The sequence below is a fragment of the Parahoeflea olei genome, from assembly GCF_001703635.1.
GTDB lineage: Bacteria > Pseudomonadota > Alphaproteobacteria > Rhizobiales > Rhizobiaceae > Hoeflea > Hoeflea olei.
This window is the reverse complement of the sequence record NZ_LQZT01000003.1, coordinates 125,448-145,462: the sequence shown is the minus strand read 5'-3', so window position 1 is coordinate 145,462 and position 20,015 is coordinate 125,448. Positions and strand designations below refer to the sequence as shown.

20 protein-coding genes and 2 tRNA genes are annotated in these 20,015 nt (G+C 65.2%); 6 read left to right on the top strand and 16 right to left on the bottom strand.

The window, feature by feature from the left end:
• Positions 1–299: 299 nt before the first annotated feature.
• Entirely contained in the window at positions 300–2,291 is a 1,992-nt protein-coding gene (locus AWJ14_RS04625; RefSeq protein WP_083220011.1) for a bifunctional 2',3'-cyclic-nucleotide 2'-phosphodiesterase/3'-nucleotidase, read from the bottom strand.
• 233 nt (positions 2,292–2,524) lie between these two features.
• On the opposite strand from AWJ14_RS04625, the gene AWJ14_RS04620 reads away from it, so the two are divergent.
• Positions 2,525–2,818: an HlyU family transcriptional regulator gene (locus AWJ14_RS04620; protein WP_066175493.1), complete on the top strand. Its 294-nt coding sequence runs from the start codon at positions 2,525–2,527 to the stop codon at positions 2,816–2,818.
• Positions 2,819–2,921: 103 nt separating this feature from the next.
• Here the strand turns inward: AWJ14_RS04620 and AWJ14_RS04615 are convergent, their stop codons facing one another.
• Together AWJ14_RS04615 and AWJ14_RS04610 are read right to left on the bottom strand one after the other, a co-directional pair.
• Entirely contained in the window at positions 2,922–3,434 is a 513-nt protein-coding gene (locus AWJ14_RS04615; RefSeq protein ID WP_245304128.1) for a hypothetical protein, read from the bottom strand.
• Positions 3,435–3,448: 14 nt separating this feature from the next.
• Positions 3,449–3,913 carry an Lrp/AsnC family transcriptional regulator gene (locus AWJ14_RS04610; RefSeq protein ID WP_066175487.1) on the bottom strand — a complete coding sequence of 155 codons (465 nt, stop codon included), beginning with the start codon at positions 3,911–3,913 and terminating at the stop codon, positions 3,449–3,451.
• A gap of 170 nt (positions 3,914–4,083) precedes the next feature.
• Here AWJ14_RS04610 and ald point away from each other — a divergent pair, with 170 nt between their 5' ends.
• Positions 4,084–5,202 (top strand): alanine dehydrogenase, encoded by a 1,119-nt coding sequence (gene ald / locus AWJ14_RS04605; RefSeq protein ID WP_066175482.1) that lies wholly within the window; start codon positions 4,084–4,086, stop codon positions 5,200–5,202.
• Between the two features lie 109 nt (positions 5,203–5,311).
• On the opposite strand, the gene AWJ14_RS04600 is transcribed toward ald, so the two are convergent.
• The 6 genes from AWJ14_RS04600 to AWJ14_RS04575 all read right to left on the bottom strand — a co-directional run bounded on the left by AWJ14_RS04600 (position 5,312) and on the right by AWJ14_RS04575 (position 9,779).
• On the bottom strand, positions 5,312–5,782 hold the full coding sequence (locus AWJ14_RS04600; protein ID WP_066175480.1) for a DUF1203 domain-containing protein: 471 nt from the start codon (positions 5,780–5,782) through the stop codon (positions 5,312–5,314).
• Positions 5,783–5,879: 97 nt separating this feature from the next.
• A complete protein-coding gene (locus tag AWJ14_RS04595) occupies positions 5,880–6,431 on the bottom strand; it encodes a GNAT family N-acetyltransferase (RefSeq protein ID WP_066175477.1) in 552 nt (183 codons plus the stop codon).
• A gap of 1 nt (position 6,432) precedes the next feature.
• Complete coding sequence (gene sseA, locus AWJ14_RS04590; RefSeq protein ID WP_066175475.1) at positions 6,433–7,296, bottom strand: 3-mercaptopyruvate sulfurtransferase; 864 nt, start codon at positions 7,294–7,296, stop codon at positions 6,433–6,435.
• Between the two features lie 187 nt (positions 7,297–7,483).
• On the bottom strand, positions 7,484–7,792 hold the full coding sequence (locus AWJ14_RS04585; RefSeq protein ID WP_066175472.1) for a hypothetical protein: 309 nt from the start codon (positions 7,790–7,792) through the stop codon (positions 7,484–7,486).
• A gap of 202 nt (positions 7,793–7,994) precedes the next feature.
• A complete protein-coding gene (locus AWJ14_RS04580; protein ID WP_066175469.1) occupies positions 7,995–8,720 on the bottom strand; it encodes an alanyl-tRNA editing protein in 726 nt (241 codons plus the stop codon).
• 21 nt (positions 8,721–8,741) lie between these two features.
• Positions 8,742–9,779 carry a cysteine synthase A gene (locus AWJ14_RS04575; RefSeq protein WP_066175466.1) on the bottom strand — a complete coding sequence of 346 codons (1,038 nt, stop codon included), beginning with the start codon at positions 9,777–9,779 and terminating at the stop codon, positions 8,742–8,744.
• A gap of 275 nt (positions 9,780–10,054) precedes the next feature.
• Here AWJ14_RS04575 and AWJ14_RS04570 point away from each other — a divergent pair, with 275 nt between their 5' ends.
• The gene (locus tag AWJ14_RS04570; protein ID WP_066175463.1) at positions 10,055–10,705 is read left to right on the top strand and encodes a ChrR family anti-sigma-E factor; all 651 of its coding nucleotides are present in this window, start codon (positions 10,055–10,057) and stop codon (positions 10,703–10,705) included.
• Positions 10,706–10,794: 89 nt separating this feature from the next.
• A complete protein-coding gene (locus AWJ14_RS04565) occupies positions 10,795–11,598 on the top strand; it encodes an SDR family NAD(P)-dependent oxidoreductase (protein ID WP_066175460.1) in 804 nt (267 codons plus the stop codon).
• A gap of 8 nt (positions 11,599–11,606) precedes the next feature.
• Here the strand turns inward: AWJ14_RS04565 and AWJ14_RS04560 are convergent, their stop codons facing one another.
• From AWJ14_RS04560 to AWJ14_RS04535, 6 genes are all read right to left on the bottom strand, one after another.
• Positions 11,607–12,962 (bottom strand): MFS transporter, encoded by a 1,356-nt coding sequence (locus AWJ14_RS04560; RefSeq protein ID WP_066175458.1) that lies wholly within the window; start codon positions 12,960–12,962, stop codon positions 11,607–11,609.
• 123 nt (positions 12,963–13,085) lie between these two features.
• Positions 13,086–14,336, bottom strand: a complete 1,251-nt coding sequence (locus AWJ14_RS04555) for an SAM-dependent methyltransferase (protein ID WP_066175455.1) — start codon at positions 14,334–14,336, stop codon at positions 13,086–13,088.
• A 37-nt stretch (positions 14,337–14,373) separates the two neighbouring features.
• Complete coding sequence (locus AWJ14_RS04550; protein WP_066175580.1) at positions 14,374–15,225, bottom strand: DUF1365 domain-containing protein; 852 nt, start codon at positions 15,223–15,225, stop codon at positions 14,374–14,376.
• Between the two features lie 2 nt (positions 15,226–15,227).
• Positions 15,228–16,568 (bottom strand): NAD(P)/FAD-dependent oxidoreductase, encoded by a 1,341-nt coding sequence (locus AWJ14_RS04545; protein WP_066175450.1) that lies wholly within the window; start codon positions 16,566–16,568, stop codon positions 15,228–15,230.
• Positions 16,565–18,025, bottom strand: a complete 1,461-nt coding sequence (locus AWJ14_RS04540) for a cryptochrome/photolyase family protein (protein WP_066175447.1) — start codon at positions 18,023–18,025, stop codon at positions 16,565–16,567. Before AWJ14_RS04540 ends, AWJ14_RS04545 begins: the two co-directional genes overlap by 4 nt.
• A 261-nt stretch (positions 18,026–18,286) precedes the next feature.
• Positions 18,287–18,361: transfer RNA gene (locus tag AWJ14_RS04535), tRNA-Asn, on the bottom strand.
• A 160-nt stretch (positions 18,362–18,521) separates the two neighbouring features.
• On the opposite strand from AWJ14_RS04535, the gene AWJ14_RS04530 reads away from it, so the two are divergent.
• A complete protein-coding gene (locus tag AWJ14_RS04530) occupies positions 18,522–18,857 on the top strand; it encodes a hypothetical protein (RefSeq protein ID WP_083220008.1) in 336 nt (111 codons plus the stop codon).
• 118 nt (positions 18,858–18,975) lie between these two features.
• Here the strand turns inward: AWJ14_RS04530 and AWJ14_RS04525 are convergent.
• Positions 18,976–19,049: transfer RNA gene (locus AWJ14_RS04525), tRNA-Cys, on the bottom strand.
• A 227-nt stretch (positions 19,050–19,276) separates the two neighbouring features.
• Between AWJ14_RS04525 and AWJ14_RS04520 the strand changes: the two genes are divergently transcribed.
• On the top strand, positions 19,277–19,945 hold the full coding sequence (locus AWJ14_RS04520; protein ID WP_066175444.1) for a protein-L-isoaspartate O-methyltransferase family protein: 669 nt from the start codon (positions 19,277–19,279) through the stop codon (positions 19,943–19,945).
• Positions 19,946–20,015 lie beyond the last annotated feature (70 nt).

The following is a 20,015-nucleotide window of genomic DNA, read 5'->3' as shown; positions in this document are numbered from 1 at the left end:
AAAAACGCTAATGTGCCGGGCGGCATCGCGAGCCGGAAAAGGCCCGCGACAGGCGGCCCGGCGCGCCCTTTTGGCTGGCTTCGGGCCTGCCGGCGCAATGCGGTGGGCACGCCGGGCAACGCGCCTGGCTTCGGTAAGTCGGCGGTGACGCAAGCGAATGCCTGTCGCGTTCAAACGGATTCATTTGAACGCCAACGACATGCATTCATTCAAGATTTTACAGCGTCCTTTGCGCATCCGAACGGATGCGCGGCGCTGTCATGGTGCGGGCCGGCAAATGTGTGGGCCAGACCCCCGTGTTAAAGCGTGATCCGGAACAATGCGAAGCCGTCGGCGCCATCGCCGGCCGGTTCGATCTTCATGGTCTTGACCGCTTCGACGAACGCGCCGGCGCGCGGGCTGCTGGCAAACAGCACCGTGGCGCCGCCCGCGGGCGCGAAGCTCCAGTTGTCGTCGGCGGACGGGTTGATGGTACCCTGCTCGATGATGTAGCGGACGATCACGTCGCGGTTGGTGTCGGGCGCCTGGAAGATCACCTTCTCGGGTGCGATGCCCGGGAAATTGCCGCCGCCCCCGGCGCGATAATTGTTGGTGGCGACAATGAATTTCTGTTCCGGATCAATCGGCTGTCCGTTGAACTTCAGATCCTGAATCCGGTTGGCTTCGGCGTCGAGCAACTCGCCCTTGGAGCTGTATTTCGCGGGCTGGGTCAAGTCGATGCGGTAGCTCACGCCATCGATCACGTCGAAATTGTAGGAGGGGAAATCGCCATTGATCAGATCAGCGTCCACCGCGCCGGGTGCGATCTGGTTGAAGATGCCCGCCGACATTTCCAGCCAGTCCTTCACGTCGGCGCCGGTGACGACGACGGCCTGCACGGTGTTGGGGTAGAGATAGAGATCGGCCACGTTCTTGATGGCGATGTCGCCGGCGGGCACCTCCGTGTAGTAGTCGGCGCCGCCGCGGCCGCCGGCCTTGAAGGGGGCGGCAGCCGACAGCACCGGCAGGTCGTTCCACTCGGTGTGCTTCAGCATGTCGGTCACGTACCAGGTCTGGGCCTGGCTCACGATCTGCACCGATGGGTCGTCGGCGACGAGCGCGAAATAGGACTGCAGCGGTGCGGATGTCTTGCCCACGGCGGTGCGCACATAGGCGAGCGTGGCCTCGTGCTCGGCCTTTGCTGCGGCAAGCACGGCGGGCGTGTCGGGCACCAGCGCCACCACCTTGCGGTCAACGCGCTCGTAGATCGGCCGCGCTTCGCACGTGTGGCTCGCGATCTTCCAGGAGGAGCCGTCGCGTTCGAGCAACAGGTCGATCAGGCCGAGATGCGAGCCCCAGAAGCCGCCCATCACGCCCGGCTTGCCTGAGATCGTGCCCGCGGCGTTGTCGACCCCGGCGAGGCCATCGAATTTCGGACCGGGGAAATCGAGATGGCTGTGGCCGGTGACGATCGCGTCGATGCCGGGGACGGCGGCGAGCGGCACCGAGGCGTTTTCGAGATTTTCGGCCCATTCCTGTTGGCCGATGCCCGAATGCGACAGCGCAATCACGAGATCGCAGCCCTTCTCGCGCATTTCCGGCACCCAGGCCTCGGCCGTCCGGACGATGTCGCGCGTCGCCGCATTGCCGGTCAGGTGACGCGCGTCCCAGGTCATGATCTGCGGCGGCACGAAGCCGATCAGGCCGATTTTGATCGGATGCGTCGCGCCCGCGCCGTCGGTGATGGTGCGCTCGAGAATGGTGTAGGGCTTGAGGAACAGATCGTCGTCGCGCGGGTTGGCGGCAAGCGTGCCACGCGCGAGATTGGCGCAGACGAGCGGAAAATTGGCGCCGGCGATCACCTTGAACAGGAAGTCGAGGCCGTAGTTGAATTCGTGGTTGCCGAGCGTGCCGCCGTCATAGCCGAGCACGTTCATGGCGGCGATGATCGGGTGCATGTCGCCGTCCTTCATGCCGCGCTGATAGGCGATGTAGTCGCCCATCGGGTTGCCCTGCAGGAAGTCGCCATTGTCGATCAGGATCGAGTTCTGTGCCTCGGCGCGGATCTGGCCGATCAGCGAGGCGGTGCGGGCAAGGCCCATCGTGTCGTTCGGTTTGTCGCCGTAATAGTCATAGGGAAAGACGTGCACATGCAGGTCGGTGGTTTCCATGATGCGCAGATGCGCCTGGCCGGCGGCGGCACGGGCGCTGAAGGGATGCACCATCGCCAGCGCGCCGGTGGCGGCGATCCCGCCCAGCAGCGAGCGGCGCGAAATCGGGTGCAGCATTCCGGCACTCTGATGGTCTTTCATGGACTTTCTCCCCGGCAATGACCTAAAAGGAATTTCCCGTTTCCGCCTTCGCGGTTGCGTGCAGCGGCAGTCGGATCCGCGCAGCCCTGTGGCGGCCAGACCCTGGCGGACAGCCATACAGGCCGAGTGTGATCCTGACATGACGCGGACGCAACCGGTTTCGCGTGCAGGTTTTGACGCAGGCTGCGGAGCAAGTCCGGAGCGCGGACGGCAGCGACAGCAAGGAGCAGACCATGGCAGGCATTCTCGACAGCATCCGCAACCTGTTTGGCGGTGGCGGGTCCACCCCGCCGCAGGCGGCCAACGAGCCGGATTCCTACAAGGATTGCCTGATCTTCGCCGAGCCGATGCCCGAGGGCGGGCAGTGGCGGCTGGCCGGACGCATCGTCAAGGGCGAAGGCGAAGCCAAGCGCGAGCAGACCTTCATCCGTGCCGACATCTTCTCGAACCGCGACGAGGCGGAGGCGGCGACGCTGCGCAAGGGGCGACAGCTGATCGACGAGCAGGGGGCCGAATTGTTCCGCTGACGCGGTGTCGGGGGGAGCCGGCGTCTGCGCCGGCTCCGGTGGCGGTTCGGGTTTTGGAATCGCTCCCAGGTTCGATCAGCTGGCCCGATCAGCTGGCAGGATCTCAGTCGAAGGTGATTTCGTCGTCGCCGAGATAGACGTTGCTGGCGGTGCAGATGTCGATCGTGTGCGGATCGTCGAGAATTTCCGATCGCTTGTCCGCGCTCAGCCAGCCGGCCTGGAACACCTGGTCGCAGGCGCAGGTGTCGGCGCTGAATTCGGCGCGCGCGGACTGACCCGGCTCGAGGCGGTCGTCGAGCCAGTTGTCGCTCCAGCTGTCGCCGTCATCCTCGCTCGTGTAGAAGCCGGTCAGGGTGTTGCGGTCGGTGTCGTTGTGGATGGTGAAAACGCATTCCGCTCCGGATTGTGCGTTGGCGGCGGGCAGTGGGAGGAAGGCGGCAAATGCCAGTGTGACGGCCAGGCTGGCCAGTGCTTTTGCGTGCATGAAATGCCCCGAAGGAGTGTGGTTGTCAGGAAGTGCCGACCAGAGCGGACCGGCGATCCAGATTACACCACGTCCGCGGCGTCGTCTGCCGGTGTCGACCGGATTATTTTCAGGCCCGATCGCCCGTGCCACCGGGCGTTCCGGCGTCAGCCGAGCCCGACATTCGGGCGGTCGATGACTTCGCGCAGCGCGAAGCTCGAATTGATCTTGACCACATGCGGCAAGGCGGACAGCCAGTCGCGGTGAATGCGTTCGTAATCCTCGAGATCGCGGGCGGCGATGCGCAGCGTGTAGTCGTACTCGCCGCTCATCAGGTAGCAGACCAGCACATTGGGGCAGAGCTTGACCGCCGCCTCGAACTCCGCGAGCGTCTTGGCGAACTGCCCCGACAACGAAATGTTGACGATGGCGATCATCCGGTAGTCGAGCGCCTTGTGCGCCAGACGGGCGTGATAACCCTTGATGACGCCGGACTTTTCCAGGTGGTCGAGGCGCCGGGAACAGGCCGAGGCGGACAGCCCGACCCGTTCGGCAAGGGCGGCGTTGGAAATCCGGCCCTCGCGCTGAAGTGTCTTCAGAATGGCGATATCGATCGTATCGACATCATGCATTCGAAGAATGTCCTGAAAATGGTGCCATTCACACAATAATATTCGAATGGCGTGAATGCGCAAGCTGACATTGCAAGGACCTTTCATTTTCCGGTTTGTAGGTTGGACGGCATTGAAACCCCCGATACGGTGCGCAAGATACCGGTCACCACCCTCCAGAGGAATAGAGAATGCTTGTAGGATGCCCCAAGGAAATCAAGAATCATGAGTATCGTGTCGGGCTGACCCCCGGCGCGGTGCGCGAATATGTGGCGCATGGCCATCAGGTCCTCGTCGAAACCGGTGCCGGCATGGGGATCGGCGCCGACGACGCGGCCTATCAGGCTGCCGGCGCGACGATTGCCGCGACCGCCGCGGATGTGTTCGAACGGGCCGACATGGTCGTCAAGGTCAAGGAGCCGCAGCCCGATGAATGGGCGCAGTTGCGCGAAGGCCAGCTGCTCTACACCTATCTCCACCTGGCGCCGGATCCGGAGCAGACCAAGGGTCTTCTCGCGTCGGGCTGCACCGCCGTGGCCTATGAAACCGTGACCGACGACCGTGGTGGCCTGCCGCTGCTCGCGCCGATGTCTGAGGTTGCCGGACGTCTGGCGATCCAGGCCGGCGCGACCTCTCTGCAGACGGCAAATGGCGGGCGCGGCATTCTGCTCGGCGGCGTGCCCGGCGTGCTGCCGGCCAAGGTCGCGGTGATCGGCGGCGGCGTCGTCGGCCTGAACGCGGCCAAGATCGCTGCCGGAGTCGGCGCGGATGTCACCATTCTCGACCGCTCGCTGCCGCGGCTGCGCCAGCTCGATGACATCTTCAATGGCCGGGTCAATACGCGCTATTCGACCCTCGAAGCCCTGGAAGAGGAAGTGTTCGGCGCGGATCTGGTGATCGGCGCCGTTCTGATTCCGGGCGCGGCGGCGCCCAAGATCGTGACCCGGGACATGTTGTCGGGGATGAAGAAGGGCTCGGTCATTGTCGATGTGGCGATCGACCAGGGCGGCTGCTTCGAGACCTCGCATGCCACCACCCATGCCGAACCGACCTACGAGGTCGACGGCGTGATCCACTACTGCGTGGCCAACATGCCCGGCGCCGTGCCGATCACCTCGACCCATGCGCTCAACAACGCCACCCTCCAATACGGGCTGATGCTGGCCGATGGCGGGCTCAACGCCATTGCCGGCGACCGCCATTTGCGGGCGGGACTGAATGTTCACCGCGGGCGCATCACCAATCGCCCGGTGGCCGAAGCGCTCGGCTACGAGTACGCCGATATCGACCAGGCGCTCCGGGCCGCCTGAGCGGCCGGCCGCGACAAGGCTCCGTGGGCTGTTCACCCAGGCCCGCTCCGCTCGCGTCCCCAAGGGGATGCGGGCGGTTTTTGCGACGGGCCGACGCTCAGGACGGCACTCACGCCTCGCGCACGGCCTTGCAGTGGTAACAGGTGTTGCGTGCCGAGCGGACATGCACCGCCTCGATCTCAGGCATTGCCAGCAGTTCTTCGGCACGCGCGAGAATGGATCCCCGTTCGACCACGTCGCCGGTGCCGTAGACGATGCGCTCGCCGGCATCGTAGCCGCGCAGGACATAGGCAGGGCTTTCGAGAAAGGCGGGCAGGGCGCCAGAGAGCGGCGCGGGGCTGCAGGGGTCGGCATGCAGGAACACCGGGCCGGTCTCGGCATAGGCATGGAGCGCGGTGAAAGGCCGCCAGGCGGCAACCAGATAGGGCTCGCCGCGGGCGACGAAATCCATGCAGCGTCGGCAGCGAACTCCGGCCCCGTCGGAAATCCGCTTTTCGGGCGCGTTCCCATAGGCGTCCGGTCCGCCGTTGCGCAGATGGGCGGCGGTCGCCTCGTCCATGGGGATGAACCTGATTGTCATGATGTCCTCGCGGGGGCCGTTCGTGGGAAGCCCCGGAGCTAAAGGACGGCTTGCCGCGGCGCCACCCGAATTGCGTCGCCCGGCCGCGCGGGTGGCGTCAGTCCGTGCCCTTCATGACGGCGAGGATTTCCGCATCGGTCAGCGGCCGGATGATCGCCTGGTGCTGGCTCACCGGATTGAAGCCGACGCGCTGGTAGAGCGGCAGTGCGGCGGGATGGTCGAGCGTATTGGTCGACACGATCACCCGCGTGGTGGTGGGCGACCATGCCGCCGCCAGCGCCTGGCCGAGCATCCATTCCCCGAGTCCGCGGCCACGGGCGTGGGCCATCAGACCGAAATAGACGGTCGCATCCTCGAGTTCGGCGAGTTCGAAGAACCCCGCCGGCGCGCCGTCGAGGCTCAGCACATAGATCCGGGTGGTTTTGGCATGGACGATCTTGGCCAGGTCCTCGTCCTTCATGCGCAGGCGCGTGACCCAATTGTACTTCCGGCCGACGCGCCATTGCAGGTAGCGATAGAAATGCAGCGGAATGTCGGTGGCACGGATCAGGCTTGCATGCAGATTGACCGGCAGCGGCTTGAGCGCGCGCGGATAGCGCGTCATTTCGAGACGGGTTTCCGTGGCCTTGAGCGATCCGGACTTGCCCATTTCAAGCCTCCCCGGTCACGACCGGGGTATCGTCGCGACCGCCCCATTCGGACCAGGAGCCGTCATAGAGCGCGTTGTCGCGGTGGCCGACCGACTGCAGCGCCAGCGTGATGACGGCCGCGGTCACGCCTGAGCCGCAACTGGTGACGATAGGCTTGTCGAGATCGAGGCCGGCGCCTTCAAGAACTTGGCGCAATTCGTTGACAGGCTTGAGCTTTCCTCCGTCGAGGAGGGTGGTGAACGGGACATTGCGGGCACCCGGCATATGACCCGAGCGCATGCCGGCACGCGGCTCGGCCTCGGCGCCGGTGAAGCGGCCTGCGCCGCGGGCATCGGCAATCTGGGCGCCTTGGCTTTCGACGATCGCGCGCATCTCTTCGAGGCTGGTGACCGCGTTGGGCTCGAAATCGGGCGTGAAGGTTGCGGGGGCGGGGTGTTGCGGCGCGCCGGTTTCGACCGGCAGGCCCTCGCGCTTCCAGGCGTCGAAGCCGCCGTTCAGAACGAAGCTGTTGGCCGCGCCGAAGGTACGCAGCATCCACCAGACCCGGGGCGCGGAAAACAGGCCGGGACCGTCATAGACGATGATGGTGTCGGTGTCGGACAGGCCGAGCCGGCTTGCGGCCAGGGCAAAGGTCGCCGCATCGGGCAGCGTGTGCGGCAGGCTGGAATCCGGGGCCACGATCTTGTCGTGATCGAAGAACACGGCGCCCGGAATCCGCGCCGCACGATACTCGGCCTCGGCATCGCGGTTCTGCGTCGGCAGGTACCAGGAGGCATCGACAATCCTGATGCCGGGTGTGCCCAGCCTGCTCCGGAGCCAGTCGAAGGAGACGACGAACGGACTTGTGTCGGGCGTGGCGGTCATGGCTGGAGTCCTCGTGTCGGGAGCCTCACTGTGTAAGGCAGGGAATCAGCGCTTTCAATCGGGCTGAAGCCTGAGGATAGGCGATTGCCGCGGCTTGCGGCAATGCGGCAGCAACCGGTTCGTCGGGGATGATGCGGGAGAGGGGGCGCGACGCGCCCGCGGGAGAGGCTCGGAGCGGCAGGGCGGATCAGTAGAGCGCGCCGGGCCTGTAGGTCGCCGCTTCGTCCATGTCGAGGACGCCGTTCTCGTCGGCTTCGCCGTCACGGCCGTCGCCATCGGCCGAGTCCCGGTCGGAGCGCGGCGCGCCGGAGCGCTCGGTCGACAGATAGGCGTTGACCCGGTTGGAGACGAGCGTGCGTTCGCCCGATACGGGCGCCGAGACCGCCTCCGGCTTCGCAGCCAGCGGCGCCGCCATGGCCGAGCGCGCGGGGGGAGCCGGCACCTGGCTCTGGGCCAGGGCTGAGATCGGGTAGGTGGCACCTTGAATGGACGGCATCGGTTCGGTTCTCAACAGTTGACGCCCGGGACCGGGAGCGGCCGGACACCGCATCCGGTGGGTTGCCGTGAAGCAATCGACAACCGGTGCGCAGCGTCCATTCCTATCCCCGCAGCCTTTAACGCGGGCTCAAACAAACCGTTAAGATTCTCGTAAAATCCCGGCGATGGAGCGGCTGCACCAGGCCGCCGTGCGCCGTGGCCTATTCCGGCGCCGGTCCGAAGCGGATGCGGAAGCGGCGGTTTTCCTTGCCCTTCTTCTCGATCTTGCCGATGTGGATTTGGCCCACTTCGGCGGTCTCGCTCACATGGGTGCCGCCGCAGGGCTGGCTGTCGATGGAGGAGTTCTCGCCGATGCAGACCAGCCGGATATTGCCCTGGCCGCGCGGCGGGCGGACATTCTTGGACTTGACGATACCCGGATTGGCCTCGAGTTCGGCTTCCGAGATCCATGTGTAGGAGATCGGGTGGTTGCCGTTGACGAGGTCCATCAGCTTTGCGGTCACCTCTGCCTTGTCGATGGTCTCCGACATGTCGAAATCGACCCGGCTGTCTTCTTCGCCGACAGAGGCGCCGGTGATCGGGTAGGGGCAGACGACTGAGAGCAGGTGGCAGGCGGTGTGCATGCGCATCAGCTTGTAGCGTCGGTCCCAGTCGATGTGCAGCACCAGCTGTTCGCCGATCTCGGGCATCGGCTGGCCCGGGGCGGGCAGATGCACGATCTCGGCCTTGGTGTCGCCGGTCACCGTGGCGGCGATCATGATTTTCTCGCCATTGGCGCGCTCCAGAAAGCCCGTGTCGCCGGGCTGGCCGCCGGAGGTCGCGTAAAAGCAGGTCTGGTGCAACAGGATGCCGCCGTCGGCCCGGATGCCGGTCACGAGCGCTTCTGCGGTGGAGAGATAGGCATCCTTGAGAAAGAGAAGCGGCATGGGTGCAATGGCTTTCGTGGCTTATTCAGTGACATAGGGCACGGAGAGCGCACTCTTCCGCGTCAGCCATTCAGGCACAGGCAGGCCCTTGGATGCAAGAAATTCCGGATTGAACAGCTTCGACTGGTAGCGATTGCCGTAGTCGCAGAGCACGGTGACGATGGTGTGGCCCGGTCCCATCTCGCGGGCCATGCGGATGGCGCCGGCGACATTGACGCCCGAGGATCCGCCCAGGCACAGGCCTTCGTTCTCGAGCAGGTCGAACACCAGCGGAATGGCTTCCGAATCGGGAATGTTGAACGACATGTCGGGCGTGAAGCCTTCGAGATTGGCGGTGATGCGGCCCTGGCCGATGCCTTCGGTGATCGAACCGCCAGAGGATTTCATCTCGCCGGTCGAATAGAAGCTGTGCAGCGCCGCGCCATCGGGATCGGCGAGGCCGATCTTGATGGCCGGGGAAAAGCCGCGCAGGCCTTCGGCGACGCCGGCGAGCGTGCCGCCCGAGCCGACCGCGCAGATGAAGCCATCGACCTTGCCTTGCGTGTCGCGCCAGATCTCGGGCGCGGTCGTCTTCACATGCGCCTGACGGTTGGCGGTGTTGTCGAACTGGTTGGCCCAGATCGCGCCATTCGGGTCGCTCGCCGCGATCTGCTCGGCGAGCCGTCCTGAAAGCCGGACATAATTGTTGGGGTTCTTGTAGGGCGCCGCGGGCACCTCCACCAGTTCCGCGCCGAGCAGCCGAAGCGCGTCCTTCTTCTCCTGGCTCTGGGTCTCGGGGATGACGATGACGGTGCGGTAGCCGAGCGCGCGCGCGACCAGCGCAAGTCCGATGCCGGTGTTGCCGGCGGTGCCTTCGACGATGGTGCCACCGGGGCGGAGCAGCCCCTTCGATTCGGCGTCGCGGATGATTTCGAGCGCGGCCCGGTCCTTGACCGACTGGCCGGGATTGAGGAACTCGGCCTTGCCCAGGATGGTGCAGCCCGTGGCTTCCGACGCCGCGTTCAAGCGGATAAGCGGAGTGTTGCCGATGGCATCGAGTACGGAATCATAGGCTGGCATGACGTATCCTGTGATGATTGGCGTGGTCCCGCCCCGAAGAGCGAGCGTAGTAGGTCGTCAGTTGTGGCGTCTCAAGCCGGCGGTGGCAAGAAATAGCTGCTTGCCTGCGGTTGCCCGACGGGTGATATTTTCCGCGAAATGGCTAAAATGCGAAACAGGATGTTTTTGTGATCCGGATTGTCCTTTTCCGCGTAAACTTCGATATAGGACAGCGAAGCTGCGTGCCGCGCCCCCGCGACCGTGACCGCTGACGAAGGATGGAGAGTCAAGGCCGCATGGTGCGTGAACACATCGATACACTGGACTCTCTGCTCGCGCGCTATGTTGCCGGAACGCTTCCGACGCCGGCCCGGGTGCTGGTCGAGGCCCATCTCGAACTCAAGCCGGAAAGCCGGATCAGGGTCCGCGACCTCGAAGCCATGGCCGGGTTGGAACTGATGCAATGCGAGCCGGCGCCGCTCGCCGACCGGGACGCGATGCTTGCGACCGTGCTTGCCTCGCAGGCGCCGCAAGCGGCCGCCGCGCAAGCCGCGGCGTCTCCCGCGGACAGGGTGTTTCCGAAGGCGCTCTATGATTTCGTCGGCTTCGATGCCGAAGACGTGCCGTGGCGCACGCGCATGCCGGGGTTCAGGGAATATGATCTCGGCGATATCGAGGGCTGCCATGTCAGCCTGTTCTGGCTCAAGCCCGGGCGGACTGTTCCGGCCCATACCCATGAAGGCAGCGAGCTGTCGCTGGTGCTCGACGGCGCGTTCAGCGATGCGCGCGGCCATTACCGGCGCGGCGACATCTCGGTTGCCGACGATTCGGTCGATCACCGCCCCAGTGTCGATCTCGGCCGGCCCTGCATCGGCTTTGCGGTGATGGATGCGCCTTTGAAGCTGACCGGATCGTTCCGGCAACTGATCGGCGACATCATCGGCTGAGCGCCGGACGCAAATCGTTACAACGAATGCAACCGAACGGGCGTCCGGAGCGTATCAAGCTTCGGACGTTTTTGCATTGGAGAGAAACCATGACCACCTATTCGGCCACGCCAAACGACGGATCTGCCTGGGTGACCGGCGCCTCAAGCGGCATCGGCCGTGCGCTGGCGCTGAAGCTCGCGCGCGAGGGGTTCACGGTGCACGCGACCGCGCGCAGCGCGGATGCGCTTGCCGAACTCGAAAAGGAGGCCCAGCCGCTCAAGGGCCGGATCATCGCGGCCCCCGGGGATGTGACCGACAGCGGCGCCATGGCCGCCGTCGCGCGCCGTATCGACACCGAGGGTGGGGGGCTTGCGCTCGCCGTCTTCAATGCCGGGGTCTATCTGCCGGTGCATGGCGAAACCCTCAAGGTCGAGGACTTCGACAAGACCTTCGCGGTCAACCTGAGCGGCGTGGTCAATTGCCTGGTGCCGGCGATCGAGCGGATGAAGCCGCGTGGGCGCGGACAAATCGCGATCGTGTCCTCGGTGACCGGCTATGGCGGCATGCCCACGAGTGCGGCCTATGGCGCGACCAAGGCGGCGCTGATCAACATGGCCGAAAGCCTGAAATTCGATCTCGACAAGTTGGGCGTGCGCATCCAGGTGATCAATCCGGGTTTCGTCGATACGCCGGCCACCGCCGACAACGCCTTCGAGATGCCGGCCTTGATGCAGCCCGAAGACGCGGCCGATCGGATCGCAAGCGGGCTGAAGTCGAACGGGTTCGAAATCACCTTTCCGCGCCGCTTCACCTATGTGCTCAAACTCCTGCAGTTCCTGCCCTATCCGGCCTATTTCGCGCTGATGAACCGGGCCACGGGCTGGAGCAAGCGGCCGCTGGAAACCGATTGACGCTTAGGTCAGCCGGCTTCGATGCTGGTTCTGAGCCGCTTTTGGGCGGCCTCGTCGAGCGGGAAATTCCACATTAGCGCGATCGCGATCAGCTTGGCGCAGATCGGCACCCAGGCATAGGCGACCGCGAGCGCGGTCAGGCCGGTCTGCGCACCGGAGGCGGTTCCGGGATCGAAGCCGAAACCCGCAAGCACGGGGAAGATGATGCCGACGCCGCCGGCAAGCGAGAGCTTGGTCGACAGGCTCCAGGCGGCGAAATAGATACCGGAACGCTGTTCGCCGGACGCGGCCGTGTCGACGTCGATCACATCGGCCTGAATCGCCGGCGGCAAAGAAAGGTCGAAGCCGAGCAGCACGCCCGTGACAACGCAGATCGCCGCAAAGGCTATCAGGCTGCCTTCGGGCAACAGCGGGGCAGGCGCGAAGGCGAGGCAGGCCGCGAGCATGGCGTAACACCAGGCGCGGTGCTTGCCGACCCGGCGGGCCGCCCAGGTCGCAACCGGCACGCCCGCCACCGCGCAGAGGAAATAGAGAAACAGCAGCGGACCGCGGGCTTCGGGCAGGCCGAGCCGGGCTGAGACGAAATAGAGAAACAGTGTCGCCGGAATGCCGTTTGCGAGCCCGTTGAGGAAGAACGCCGCAATCAGGCGCAGGAACGGCTTGTTGCGCACGAGATGGGTGAGGCCGGAGGCGAGGTTGAGCCGCGTCTTCGAATGCTCGACCGGCTCTGGCGTGGCGATGATGGCGAAGGCACCGAACAGGGGTAGCGCCAAAAGGATGACGATGCCGAGCAGCGCGAGGCCGTGTAATCCGTCGGCTTTGTCGAAGCCGATCGTGAAGGGCAGGGCGATCGCGATCAGGGTTCCGACCAGCGTGAACCCTTCGCGCCAGCCGGTGATGCGGGACCGGCCGTGATAGTCGGTCGCAAGTTCCGCGCCCCAGGCGGAAAACGGGATCAGCGCCGCGGTGTAGCCGAGCGAAAGCATCAAGCCCCACCCCACCAGCCAGGCGATCGAGGCGTCCGTGGGCGGCCAGAACAGCATGAAGGCGGAGATCGCCGTCAGCGGCAGGCTCAGCGCGAACAGGGCGCGGCGGCGGCCGAAGCGGGGGCGGAACCGGTCCGCCGCCCAGCCGATCAGCGGATCGTTGACGGCATCGAAGATCCGCACGACCAGAAGGGCGAAGCCGACGGAGGCAAGCGGCAGCCCCAAGGTTTCGGTGTAGAAGGTCGGGACCAGCACATAGAGCGGCAGCGTCAGCGCCGCGAGCGGAATCGCGGGCAGCGCATAGGCGAGAAGCCTGGGCCAGCCCAGCGTGCGGGGGGAGCCTGGGAGCGCGGAGCGGGTGTCTCTGGATTCGGTCACGAAACCATCCGGGGAGAGCGGCCCCGCGAAGATCCGGGACAGGTTGATAGTCCCCTTTCTACGCCTTCGCCGCCGCTGCGGTTCACTGCGTCAGCCAGCTCTGGCGTGGGCCGGCGCCCGTGCCTAGCTGTAGACCACCTGCCGGACATTGATGTGGCCGGAGCGGAAGCCCGCCTCGCAGTAATACATGTAGAATTCCCACAGCCGCTTGAACCTCAGATCGAAGCCGAGCGGCTCGATCTCGGGCCAGACGGACCAGAACCGCTCGCGCCATTCAGCAAGCGTGCGGCCGTAGTCGGCGCCGAAGGCGCGGTGGCCGACGAGCTTGAGCCCGGCTGCCTCACCCAGCGAGGTCAGATGGTTCTCGGTCGGCAGCATGCCGCCGGGGAACACGTAGCGCTGGATGAAATCGGGATTGGCGCGATAGGTCTCGTAGGCTTCGGGCTTGATGGTGATGATCTGCAGGCCGGCCTTGCCGCCGGGCTTGAGGCACTCGCGGAGCTTGGAGAAATAGACCGGCCAGTATTTTTCGCCCACCGCCTCGAACATCTCGATCGAGACCACGCCGTCATAGCGGCCGGTTTCGTCGCGGTAATCCTGGAAGCGAAGCTCGACCCGGTCGCTGAGACCGGCCCTTTCGATGCGCTCGCGGGCGAATGCCAGCTGCTCGCGCGAGATCGTGAGCCCGGTCACGCGGCAGCCGACTTCGCGCGCGGCGAATTCGGCAAAACCGCCCCAGCCGCAACCGATCTCGAGCACATGGTCGCCTGCCTTCAGGCCCGTGGCTTCGGCGAGCGCACGGTATTTGGCGGTCTGGGCGCTGGCGAGATCGTTGGCGCCTTCCTGGTAGAGGGCGGAGGAGTAGGTCATGGTCTCGTCGAGCCACTTCGAATAGAAGGCGTTGCCGAGATCGTAATGGGCGGAAATGTTCTTGCGCGCTTGGGCGCGCGAATTCGAGTTGAGCCAGTGGCGGATCTTCTCGAGGATGCGGGCCACGCCGCGCGCGCCGCCGGCAAGCGAGTCGCCGACCTCGAGATTGACCAGGAACAGCTCGAGAAAGGCCGTCACGTCCGGGCTTTCCCAGTCGCCGTCGATATAGGATTCGGCGACCCCGATGGTGCCGCCGGCCAGCGCCCGCTGCGCGAGGTTCCAGTTGTGCAGGATCAGCACCGCCTCCGGTCCCTCGGTGCGGCCCTCGATCAGCACGGTGCGGCCGTCGGGCATGCGGATCTGCAGGCGGCCGTGCCCCAGATGCAGCAATCCGCGCAGCGCCATCTTGGCCTTTGCCGGAAGCCCGCGCAAATAGGCCGACAGGTTGTCGGTGGACAGCTTTACGGCGTGTGCATGTTCAGTCCAGGTGGCTTCAGTCTTCATGAGAGCAGCCTCCTCCGTCTCGACAGGTGGTTGTCACTCACGGCTCCGCCGCATGGTTCTCGAAATTCGCCTCGTCGCGAAAACTCGCGCGGGGAGGCGGGGCCGGTCGGGGCACGTGGCGCATTCCCTTCAGCCACAATATGAGGGCTTCGTAGTGAATGCCGCCGACAATCTTCCATGTCAAAAGCGGAAACTGCAAGAGGCAAGCGAGAATCGACCTGGTCGAAAGGGCCCGTCGCGCGCCGTTGTAGGTGGCCGCGAGCAGCGGACCGCCGGCATCGGTTTCGAGAATGCGCCATTTGATCTGCTCGCCGGGCAGGTTCATCCTGAAATTGTAGCGCATCGCCAGATCGATGAAGGGCGAGACGTAGAAGATCTTCGACCGGCTCTGGCGTATCCCCGCGGGCGTCAGGTCCTTGTCTTCGATCCGGCAGGCATAGGTGTGGCTCTCGCCGAAGGTGTTGCGCACCTCGTAGACAAGGGCGAGCGGCTCTCCGGCCGCGCCATAGGCATAATAGACCGAGAGCGGGTTGAACACCTGTCCGAACAGGCGCGGGTAGCAGGCAAGTTCGATGCGGGCTGCGCGTTCCGGCAGGCCTGCCTCTTCGAGCAGCCGGTCGATATGGGTGCGCAGCGACGGCGCCTGTGCGCCGCGCAGGTGATCGGCCTCGTGGAACGCCACCACATTGGCGCGATTGACCGAAAACAGGGGCGACAGCCTGTCGGCCTCCTCGAGCCGGTCGAGATCGATCAGCAGCGAATACACCCTGTAGCGGAACCGGTGTCCCACGGGCTTCATGCGCTGGTGCATGACGTCGCCGACATAAAGAGCCGCGGCCGGCCGGTCGGTCGTGGCCTCGAGGCGACGATGGTCGAGTGGCGCGTTCATGCTCAGGCCACCGGCGCGGCGGCGGTCGCGGAGCCTGAGCGCCACGGCAGGGTCGCGCCGAGCGCTTCGGCGGCGGCGATGCCCGAACTCAGCCCGTCCTCATGGAAGCCGTAGCCTGTCCAGGCGCCGGCGAAATAGGTGTTGTTGTCGCCCTGGATGGCCTTGAGGCGCGCCTGCACCTGCATGGCGTCGGTGCCGAACTGGGGATGGTCGTAACTGTATTCGCCAAACACGGTGCCAGGAAGCGGTTCGCGGTCGGGATTGAGCGTCACGAACAAGGGCTTTGACGCATCGATGCCCTGCAGCCGGTTCATCCAGTAGGAGACGGCGACATTGGCGTCGCTGCGCGGGTCGGACGAGCGCAGATAGTTCCATGAGGCCCAGATTTTCTTACGCACCGGCATCAGCCGCTCGTCGCGGTGCAGGATCACCCGGTTGGCGCTGTAGGGGATCGCGGTCAGGATTTCGCGCTCCTCGTCGCTCGGCCGGTCGAGCATGGCCAGCGCCTGGTCGGTGTGGCAGGCGAGAATCACCTTGTCGTAGCTGGCCGAATGGCCGGTCGCATCGAGGATGTCGACGCCCGTGGCCGAGCGGCGGACCGACACCGCGCCGCAGCCGAGTTTCACGCGCGCGCCGAGCGGGGCCAGCAGCTTTTGCAGGTAGTTGCGGCTGCCGCCGGTCACCGTGCGCCAGACCGGCCGTTCGGAATGGATCAGCCGGTGGTTCTCGAAGAAATTCACGAAATGCGTGGCCGGGAACTCGAGCATCCGCTTGGCCGGCGTCGACCAGATCGCCGCCGCCATCGGCACCAGGTAATTGTTGGTGAAGCCCGGGGAGAAGCCGCGCCAGTTGAGATAGTCGCCGATCGAGCGGGCGGCGAGATGGCCATCGGCTCGATCCTTCAGGCAGATCTTGTTGAAGCGCAGGATCTCGCGCAGCATCAGGATGAAGGAGGGGCGCAACAGGTTGCGCTTCTGCGCGAACAGGGTCGACAGGTTGTCGCCGCCCCATTCGAGCTTGCCGTAATCGAGCGACAGCGCAAAACTCATGTCGCTGTCATGGGTCTTGACGTCGAGATGCGAAAACAGCGCCGTCAGGTTCGGGTAGTTGAGCTCGTTGTAGACGATGAAGCCGGTGTCCACCGAGACCGGAACGCCCTTGTAATCGATGTCCACGGTGGCGGTATGGCCGCCCGGACGGGTGTCGGATTCATAGACCGTAACGTCGTGGAACGGATGCAGTGCCCAGGCTGCCGACGCCCCCGAGATGCCAGAGCCGATCACGGCGATCTTCAGGCGATCGGGGCCGGTTTTGGCGGGTTGGGGCGAGTGGTGAACGTTCATGCGGCATCCTTGATCTTGTTGTAGGCGGCAAGCGCGCGGTCGCGCGCTGCCTGATGGTCCACGATGGGCTTGGGATAGGTTACGCCAAGTTGTACACCCGCCGCCAGACATACCTCGTCGGGCGCGTCCCAGGGCTTGTGCAAAAACCTGTCGGGCATGTCCTTGAGCTCCGGCACGTAGCGGCGCACATAGGCGCCGTCGGCGTCGAATTTCTCGCCCTGGAGCACGGGGTTGAAGATGCGGAAATAGGGCGCGGCATCGGCGCCGGAGCCCGCCACCCATTGCCAGCTCACGGCATTGGAAGCCGGGTCGGCATCCACCAGCGTATCCCAGAACCAGGCTTCGCCCTGGCGCCAGTCGATCAGCAGGTGCTTGGTCAGGAAGGAGGCCACGACCATGCGCACACGGTTGTGCATCCAGCCGGTCTGCCAGAGTTCGCGCATGCCGGCATCGACGATCGGATAGCCGGTCATGCCCTTCTGCCAGGCCGCGAGCGCCGCGGCGTTGTCGCTCCAGGGAAAGTCGTCGAATTTCGGATTGTGGTTGGAGGTGACGAGGTCCGGGTCGTTGACCAGGAGATGCCAGGCGAATTCACGCCAGCCCACTTCCTTGCGGAATTTGCTGCGGTCATCCGGCGCGGCGGGGGCATCCGACTGTGAAAGCGCCTCGATGATCTGCGCCGGCGTGATCTCGCCGGTCGCCAGATGCGGCGAAAGACCGGATGTGGTGGGCTTGCCGGGGATGTCGCGGCGCTCCGCATAGCCTTGCAGCCGCTGGTCGAGGAAAACGGCGAGCCGGGCATGGGCGCCGTCCTCGCCTGGCGTCCAGGTTTCCTGAAGGCCCCCGGACCAGTCCGGCTTGAACGGGTGCAACTGCCAGCTCTCGAGCGCTTCGCAATCCGGCACGCCGTCGGCAGGGCGTCCCGGCAGGTGATCCGGCGCCGGCAACGGCCGGCAGTCTTCGATGCCGAGCTCCATCGCCCGCCAGAACGGGGTGTAGACCTTGTAGGGCACGCCGCCGCCGGTGCGCAGCCGGGTGGGCTCGTGCAGCAGCTGCCCGGCAAAGCTCTCGGTGACGATTCCCCTATCGGCAAGATGGGCCTTGAGCCCGGCATCCGCTTCCTGAAAGGCCGGGTCGTAGCGGCGATTCCAGTAGACGGCCGAGGCGCCGGTCGAGGCCGCGAGCTCGGGAATCAGCCGGGCCGGATCGCCGGTGAGCAGCAGCAGCGGGGCTCCGAGCTTCTCAAGCCGGGCGGCAAGGCTTGCCAGCGAATGATGCAGCCACCACGCCCGCGCCCCGCCGAGCGGACGCGCAGGCGAGGGATTTTCGCGGATGAAGACGGGCACGACCGCGCTGTGCCGGCACGCCGCGCGCAAGGCGGCATTGTCCGCGGTCCTCAGATCCGCGCGAAACCACACCAGGGCCGGCTGGTCGAAAATGTCGCTGTCCTGTTCCATCCCGGAGCGTTGTGTCCTTGTGGGCGAAAATCGCCATGTCTTTTGATTGTCTCATACGGAGCTACGGAAAAACCGGATCAGAAGTTTCACAAAAAGTCGCGTGTTTTCCACACGATGGCGGCAATCGGACGCAGTGGGGTGGCGAGAAACACTTGCGCGCCGGTCAAGGCGGATCGCTGACCGGCAAAAAGCCCCGTCAGGCCGGCGCGAAAGCGCGCGGCGGGCGGGGCGAATGGAGCGAATGTCAGGAAATCTGGAATTTGGCTCCCCGGGCCGGATTCGAACCAGCGACCGATCGATTAACAGTCGATTGCTCTACCACTGAGCTACCGGGGAACACTGCCTCAAGCAGCGTGAGCGGCCTATAACAAATGCCTCTCCGATTTGCCAAGGGCTTTTTGAAGAAAATCTCTCTTACTTGCAGCAGGCCCCCCGCAGCCCCATCTTCCGGTATCGACAACAATGCCCCGCAAACCCCGGATATCCGCCCCGTACCATGGCCAAATCCCCGATTTTTCAGTTCAACGCCGCGCGCGGCGAAGTGTGGATAGGAACGAGGAAGTTTCAGCTTCCGCAGCGCGCCCGCACCCGAATCGTGCTGGGAATCGCTCTCGTCATCGGCGGCATGCTCGGATTTCTGCCCGTGCTCGGCTTCTGGATGATTCCCCTTGGGCTTCTGGTGCTGTCGCAGGACCTGCCGGCCGTCCGGCGCTGGCGGCGTGCGCTGGTGGTGCGCATGGAGCGCCGCGGCAACAGGCGCCCGGCGCGGTCCGCGCCCGCCCGCGGCATGGCGGATGGCGATGGGCCGGCGGCCCGGGAGCCTGACGCCTGACGATTCCGCCGTGGGGCAGGGCGCGCATGCCTATATGCCGATCCCGTACCCGGTCATGGCAAAGCGCGACCGCGCGGCAGCAACCGGTCGGCAGTGTGTCTGCTAAGAAAGGAAGAGGTGGAGGCCTCGCCCGGAATCGAACCGGGGTGCAAGGATTTGCAGTCCTCTGCGTAACCACTCCGCCACGAGGCCTCGTGTCCGTTCATTGACCGGACGGCAGGCAAATAGACGGAGAATCGGCGCGGCGCAAGGGGCATATGCAGGCCCCGGGTGGCTTTCCTGTCGCAGCCCCATGCCGGCGCGGTGAAAACCGGTCGGTGCGAAATCGGTGAATTCGCGGCCTTGCGGCGCGGTTCGGCTTGAATCTCGGCAAACGGCACTCTATTGAAGCGCCAGAAGAGATGCATCGGAGAGACCGAATGGGCACCGACTATCAATCTGCGCGCCAGAAAATGGTGGACAACCAGATCCGCACGACGGATGTCACCTCGCATTCGGTGCTGAAGGCATTCCTGACGGTGGCGCGCGAGGAATTCGTTCCGACGCCGCTCAAGCCGCTGGCCTATATCGACTCCGACCTCAAGATCGGCGAGACCGACGGTGTCGGCCGCTACATGATGGAGCCGTCGCCTCTGGCCAAGATGCTGCAGTTGGCCGCGGTCTCGCGCGACCATGTGGTGCTCGAGATCGGTTGCGGTTCGGGCTATACCGCCGCGATCCTCTCGCTGCTGGCCGGTTCGGTGGTGGCGCTCGAAAGCGATGCGGCGCTGGCCGAGGCTTCGGGCAGGCTGCTGAGCGAAAGCGGCTATGACAATGTCGCGGTGGTGACCGGCGATCTCGAAAAGGGATATGCGGCCGAGGGTCCCTACGACCTGATCTTTTTCAACGGCGCGGTGGAATACGTGCCTGAGGCGCTTTTCGACCAGCTGCGCGAAGGCGGCCGGCTCGTGGCCGCCATCGGCTCGGGCCTTTCCGCGCAGGCACATCTTTTTGTCAAGGACGCGGGCGAGGTCTCCGGCCGGCCCGCATTCAATGTTTCAATTCAGCCGCTTCCAGGGTTCCGGAAGGCCGAAGAATTCGTTTTCTGAGCCGGGCTTGCCTTGGGTGGGACGCGACCAGACAGCTTGCGCTGTTGCGCGTCGGCAACGTGACCGGGAT

Bases quoted from the DNA above. Each gene is read 5' to 3' on its own strand.
- AWJ14_RS04625 (WP_083220011.1), bottom strand. From the start codon at position 2,291: ATGAAAGACCATCAGAGTGCCGGAATGCTGCACCCGATTTCGCGCCGC.
- AWJ14_RS04620 (WP_066175493.1), top strand. From the start codon at position 2,525: ATGGCAGGCATTCTCGACAGCATCCGCAACCTGTTTGGCGGTGGCGGG.
- AWJ14_RS04610 (WP_066175487.1), bottom strand. From the start codon at position 3,913: ATGCATGATGTCGATACGATCGATATCGCCATTCTGAAGACACTTCAG.
- ald (WP_066175482.1), top strand. From the start codon at position 4,084: ATGCTTGTAGGATGCCCCAAGGAAATCAAGAATCATGAGTATCGTGTC.
- AWJ14_RS04600 (WP_066175480.1), bottom strand. From the start codon at position 5,782: ATGACAATCAGGTTCATCCCCATGGACGAGGCGACCGCCGCCCATCTG.
- AWJ14_RS04595 (WP_066175477.1), bottom strand. From the start codon at position 6,431: ATGGGCAAGTCCGGATCGCTCAAGGCCACGGAAACCCGTCTCGAAATG.
- sseA (WP_066175475.1), bottom strand. From the start codon at position 7,296: ATGACCGCCACGCCCGACACAAGTCCGTTCGTCGTCTCCTTCGACTGG.
- AWJ14_RS04585 (WP_066175472.1), bottom strand. From the start codon at position 7,792: ATGCCGTCCATTCAAGGTGCCACCTACCCGATCTCAGCCCTGGCCCAG.
- AWJ14_RS04580 (WP_066175469.1), bottom strand. From the start codon at position 8,720: ATGCCGCTTCTCTTTCTCAAGGATGCCTATCTCTCCACCGCAGAAGCG.
- AWJ14_RS04575 (WP_066175466.1), bottom strand. From the start codon at position 9,779: ATGCCAGCCTATGATTCCGTACTCGATGCCATCGGCAACACTCCGCTT.
- AWJ14_RS04570 (WP_066175463.1), top strand. From the start codon at position 10,055: ATGGTGCGTGAACACATCGATACACTGGACTCTCTGCTCGCGCGCTAT.
- AWJ14_RS04565 (WP_066175460.1), top strand. From the start codon at position 10,795: ATGACCACCTATTCGGCCACGCCAAACGACGGATCTGCCTGGGTGACC.
- AWJ14_RS04555 (WP_066175455.1), bottom strand. From the start codon at position 14,336: ATGAAGACTGAAGCCACCTGGACTGAACATGCACACGCCGTAAAGCTG.
- AWJ14_RS04550 (WP_066175580.1), bottom strand. From the start codon at position 15,225: ATGAACGCGCCACTCGACCATCGTCGCCTCGAGGCCACGACCGACCGG.
- AWJ14_RS04545 (WP_066175450.1), bottom strand. From the start codon at position 16,568: ATGAACGTTCACCACTCGCCCCAACCCGCCAAAACCGGCCCCGATCGC.
- AWJ14_RS04540 (WP_066175447.1), bottom strand. From the start codon at position 18,025: ATGGAACAGGACAGCGACATTTTCGACCAGCCGGCCCTGGTGTGGTTT.
- AWJ14_RS04530 (WP_083220008.1), top strand. From the start codon at position 18,522: ATGGCCAAATCCCCGATTTTTCAGTTCAACGCCGCGCGCGGCGAAGTG.
- AWJ14_RS04520 (WP_066175444.1), top strand. From the start codon at position 19,277: ATGGGCACCGACTATCAATCTGCGCGCCAGAAAATGGTGGACAACCAG.